This is a genomic window from Microcystis sp. LEGE 08355 (assembly GCF_015207185.1).
Lineage (GTDB): Bacteria > Cyanobacteriota > Cyanobacteriia > Cyanobacteriales > Microcystaceae > Microcystis > Microcystis panniformis.
Window position 1 is genome coordinate 1 of sequence record NZ_JADEXI010000465.1, and the last position, 3,720, is coordinate 3,720.

The following is a 3,720-nucleotide window of genomic DNA, read 5'->3' on the forward strand; positions in this document are numbered from 1 at the left end:
GGTGTGGGGTGTGGGGAGAATAAATAAAATAATCTCCTGTCTCCTGTCTCCTGTCTCCTGTCTCCTGTCTCCTGTCTCCTATCTCCTGTCTCCTATCTCCTATCTCCTATCTCCTGTCTCCTGTCTCCTGTCTCCTGTCTCCTGACTCCTGACTCCTGATCACTGATTCAAGAGGGCAATTGTTTAAAATCAAAATTTGTCTCTTTTCCCTTGACAGATGGCTCGGTTTGTGCTAGGCGATTAGCCATTTGTACCAGATCCACCCCGGTAGCTTGCCGCAATTGTTCGGCAAAGGCAGTCATTTTGGGGACAAGATTACCATCACCCCCGTCCACTACCGTCACCGTTTGCACCTGCACTTCTGGTACACTGGCGGCCATTAATTTCAGCAATAACTCCAATTTTTGATATAAAAAGATGTTTTTAGCGTTATTTCCCGCTCCTTGCCAAGAGGCTGCCAGTTTTTTGGTTCCTTCCGCTTGCGCTTTCCCCTGTTCGATAATTTTGGCCGCTTCCCCCCGGGCTTTTGCGATCGCTTGTTGACATTCCGCTGCCGCCGGGGCGATCACATCTGCTTGTAATTGCTGTTTCACCTGCTTAATTCGGGCAGTTTGTACCGCCACTTCTGCCTGTACTTTAGCTAAATCGGACATAACCACCGATTCTACCTCAGCAATCATGGCGCCGCGCTTAGTTTGAGTGTCGCGCACCCGTTTTTCTGCGTCAGCTTTGGCTATTTCTAAATCTTTTTGGATACGACGCAAAGCGGTTAGGCGTAGATTCTCGGAATCCTTGATAATCGATGTTTTTCGGGCTTTTGCTTCGGCTATCCTGGCATCTCTCTGTAATTCGGCTTTCTGCTTCCGTCCGATCGAATCAAGATAACGCACCTCATCGGAAATATTCTGGATCTGCAAACTATCCAAAACTAAACCCAATTTTTCCAGATCCTGTTCCGCTTCTTCTAGGAGACTTTTAGCGAAAGCAATCTGATCGGAGTTCGCTTGTTCTGGGGTTAAATTCGCCAAGACACCGCGCAAATTGCCCTCGAGGGTTTCTTTAGCCAATTGTTCGATTTCCTTGCGTTTCTTGCCCAATAAACGCTCGATCGCATTATGAATAATCGGTTCTTCCCCGGCAATTTTAATATTCGCCACCCCGGTGACGATCAACGGCACACCGCCCTTAGAATAGGCATTAACCACCCTGAGATCGATGATCATGTTGGTCAAGTCCATTCGATACACTTGTTCTAGCATCGGTAAACGAATACTGCTGCCCCCTTTTACCAAACGATAACCGATGGTTTTGCCCGTGGCCGTGGGGCGACGACTACCGGCAAAAATTAAAACTTCGCTCGGTTGACAGATGTGGTAGTAGTTACGGATGACTAATAAACCCGCACCTGTCCCTAAACCGAAAACTCCCAGTAAAACAGCGATAATTTCCATAGATTTTATTACGGTCGATGCTCGGATCAAATTAACTAAATTGTATCCATCAATTTCCAAACTTGACAGACCAGTAGTCTAGTAGGGTGTAGGTACATCGAAAATTAAAATAAGTAATGATAGAGTAAAATCCCCTAGTTTTATCTTGACTTCAATCAAATTGGAGCTAAAATCTACACATAACTTTATTCGTAGAGCAAATTATTCAATGTATGAATAATCTCAAAAAATCTCTCGGCATTTGTTGACCGTCGCTTCTGCTGCTGTGGGTGTCCCCGAACCCACGGGTATTCTTAGTTATATCCCACTGGGCGGTTTAATGCTAGGGGATGCTGTCCGCAAAGCGAGAAAATAATGTCCCAGAGAGAGGAGGCGCGGGTTTCCTCTCTCTTTTTTGGGGGGTTTTAGCTTCAGGCTTCAGGATCTATCCCTAATTCCCGCAATCGTGCCGCTAGTTGTTCTGCTCGTTGTTTCGCCGCAGAAGCCTCTTGTTTCGCCGCAGAAGCCTCTTGTTTCGCCGCAGAAACCTCTTGTTTCGCCGCAATTAATTCCTCATCGGCAAGGGGAATCAACTCTCCCTCCAGCGTCAACCAGCGTAACCATAGCCGCTCAATCCCCCGATAGGAACCTTGCCACAAACCCAAGCTCAATTCCAGTGGAGGAATCGGTAAGCGTCCCTGCACTAAAGCTACGGGTTGGTAATAACCACCTACCAGTTCAAACGCTTGAAGTTGGTTAGTATAGCGACTGAAAACCACATAGTAGGGAATCCGCAGAATCTGTTCATAAACTGTCCACTTAGTTGGCGGTTCCCCGGGTTGGCGTAGTTCTTGTCCTAAATCTTGATTTTCCGTACCTGGAGACAATAATTCCACCACAATCGTCGGGGAAACCCCTTCCTGCCAAATCACATAGCTTAAGCGCAGGTCATGGCCATCGTAGAGACGAGGAACACCAACCACCCCAAACCAATCGGGACGCTTGTACCATTGAGGGTGTCTGACATCGTAGTAAAGGTTAAGGTCAGCGGCGCTAAAAACTAGGTCTGGTTCCCAGTTGGGAGGCTGGAAAGTCAGCAGTAATAACTGAGGTTGTAATAGGTGAAATTCGTCAGGCAAACCGGGTTCCAGTGGATTGTCGCTAGGTAAATCATACATCGTCGGCAAGGATTGCCGGGGGGAAAGGGGAGGGTCAGATTGGGGAATGGTGAAGCTAGGTGTCGTCATTTCAGTTATCAGTTATCAGTTATCAGTTATCAGTTACAACTCAGACCTCTCAAACATTGTAGTTTTGTAGTTTTGTAGTTTTGTAGGTTGGGTTGACGCAAGGAAACCCAACAGCCAACCGCCAAATCTGTCTTAATCGGCGATCGCTATTTTGACTCTCTCGTTTGTTGGGTTTCCTTGCGTCAACCCAACCTAGAATAATTGCTATACATATACAATTATCAATAGTAATGATAGAATAAAATCCGTGAAATATTGTTGGACTATCAATTTGTAATCAAAAAACCCAAACTACAAACTACACTGTAATCTTGATTGAACTAACAGCGTCATTTTCATGATTTATTTCTGGCATTTTTGGAGCGATCTTTATCGTTAATTTCAATCCTAAAGCTTGAAGCCAAGAGGTTAGTTGATTCATGGCTTCAGGTGCAGGTTTTTGCATTATTTCTTCCAATTGCTGCGCCTGAATTTTGATTTGTTCTGGTGTTAGATTTTGAGGTCCAAGGGCTTCTAGGACGTGATTGAACGCAAGTCTGAGTAATTCTGATTCAAATTCATATTCATCTCCCTCTAGATGAGTTTCCAGATAAACTGCTGCATAATGGGGATCTTTAAGGGATTCGATCAGGGAATCATGATAACTATCACTGACTGGCATTTTCTCGGCTCCTATAGTCTTGCCAATATTTTTGAGCTATTTCAATGTCTTTAGCTTGCGTTTTTTTATCTCCTCCACACAGGAGTAAGATAATCGTTGTTCCGATTTGTCCAAAGTAAACGCGATAACCAGAACCATAGTCTATTCGTAGTTCATAAACTCCTGCTCCTACTGATTTATAATCACCTAAGTTACCTAAATTAACCCGGTTTAGGCGTTGAGCAATTTTAGTTTTAGCCTTAATATCCCGCAAAGAATCGAGCCATTGGGCAAAGGGAACTTTGCCGTCACTGGTAACATAACGTCGAATTTCTCTGGGTTGAGCCGCCATGGAATAATTATAGCAGTTATACTATTTTTCTAAAGTAATGGCAGATATGGT

General features: G+C 44.7%; 4 protein-coding genes and 1 pseudogene. 1 reads left to right on the forward strand and 4 read right to left on the reverse strand.

Translation table 11 applies throughout. The features are described 5' to 3' along the window. Positions 1–167 precede the first annotated feature (167 nt). On the reverse strand, positions 168–1,451 hold the full coding sequence (locus IQ242_RS19230) for a flotillin family protein (RefSeq protein ID WP_185239228.1): 1,284 nt from the start codon (positions 1,449–1,451) through the stop codon (positions 168–170). A gap of 262 nt (positions 1,452–1,713) precedes the next feature. Here IQ242_RS19230 and IQ242_RS19235 point away from each other — a divergent pair. Beyond that, positions 1,714–1,806: pseudogene (locus tag IQ242_RS19235) on the forward strand (PEP-CTERM sorting domain-containing protein); the annotation flags it as partial. A gap of 55 nt (positions 1,807–1,861) precedes the next feature. On the opposite strand, the gene IQ242_RS19240 reads toward IQ242_RS19235, so the two are convergent. From IQ242_RS19240 to IQ242_RS19250, 3 genes are all read right to left on the reverse strand, one after another. Beyond that, positions 1,862–2,677 carry a Uma2 family endonuclease gene (locus IQ242_RS19240; protein ID WP_193961070.1) on the reverse strand — a complete coding sequence of 272 codons (816 nt, stop codon included), beginning with the start codon at positions 2,675–2,677 and terminating at the stop codon, positions 1,862–1,864. A gap of 298 nt (positions 2,678–2,975) precedes the next feature. Continuing rightward, the gene (locus IQ242_RS19245; protein ID WP_193961071.1) at positions 2,976–3,338 is read right to left on the reverse strand and encodes a DNA-binding protein; all 363 of its coding nucleotides are present in this window, start codon (positions 3,336–3,338) and stop codon (positions 2,976–2,978) included. Then, entirely contained in the window at positions 3,325–3,669 is a 345-nt protein-coding gene (locus tag IQ242_RS19250; protein ID WP_002755652.1) for a type II toxin-antitoxin system RelE/ParE family toxin, read from the reverse strand. The genes IQ242_RS19245 and IQ242_RS19250 overlap by 14 nt, the downstream gene beginning before the upstream one ends. Between the last annotated feature and the right edge of the window lie 51 nt (positions 3,670–3,720).